Below are 1,015 nucleotides of genomic sequence, written 5' to 3' on the forward strand. Positions count from 1 at the left end.
AGATACAACAATTGGTGGCACAGCAGAGCCAGGCTCAACGGTTACAGTGACATTCCCAGGCGGAACAACGGCAACAGGCACAGCCGATGATCAAGGCAACTATACAGTTGAAATTCCATCAGATGTCAAATTAGATGGTGGAGAGCCAATCAAAGTTGTAGCGGCAGATAAAGATGGCAACAAATCAGAAGAAGCTACGACAACGGTAGTAGACACAACGGCGCCATCAGCACCGACGGTGAAAGAAGTGACAAGCGAAGCTACAACAGTAAGTGGCACGGCAGAACCAGGCTCAACAGTCACAGTAACGTTCCCAGATGGAACAACGTCAACAGGAACAGCAGACAGTGAAGGTAACTATACAGTTGAAATTCCATCAAATGTAGATTTAGAAGGTGGAGAAGATATCAAAGTTACTTCTAAAGATAAAGTTGGCAATACATCTGAAGAGACAATGACAACAGTAGTAGATACGACGGCACCAGATGCACCAACGGTGAAAGAAGTGACAAGTGAAGCTACAACAGTAAGTGGCACAGCAGAGCCAGGATCAACAGTTACCGTGACGTTCCCAGATGGTAAAACGGCAACAGGAACAGCCGATGATCAAGGTAACTATACAATCGAAATCCCATCAGATGTTAAATTAGATGGTGGAGAGCCAATTAAAGTTGTAGCGGCAGATAAAGATGGCAACACGTCAACAGAAGCAACAACAACAGTTAAAGACACAACAGCACCAGACGCACCAACGGTGAAAGAAGTAACAAGCGAAGATACAACAATTGGTGGCACGGCAGAGCCAGGATCAACGGTCACAGTGACATTCCCAGGCGGTAAAACGGCAACAGGCACAGCTGATGATCAAGGCAACTATACGATTGAAATTCCATCAGATGTCAAATTAGAAGGTGGAGAAAACATTATAGTTACTTCTAAAGATAAAGATGGTAATACATCAGAAGAAGCGACAACAACAGTTAAAGACACAACGGCGCCATCAGCACCAACGGTG

1 protein-coding gene is annotated in these 1,015 nt (G+C 44.9%); it reads left to right on the forward strand.

The genetic code is table 11. The annotated features are described in order from the left end of the window. Positions 1–1,015: Ig-like domain-containing protein (locus tag KA814_RS13495; protein ID WP_245335680.1), on the forward strand; the 1,015-nt coding region annotated here is incomplete at both ends.

The sequence above is a fragment of the Staphylococcus sp. GDY8P196P genome, from assembly GCF_017891705.1.
GTDB classification, from domain to species: domain Bacteria; phylum Bacillota; class Bacilli; order Staphylococcales; family Staphylococcaceae; genus Staphylococcus; species Staphylococcus ureilyticus.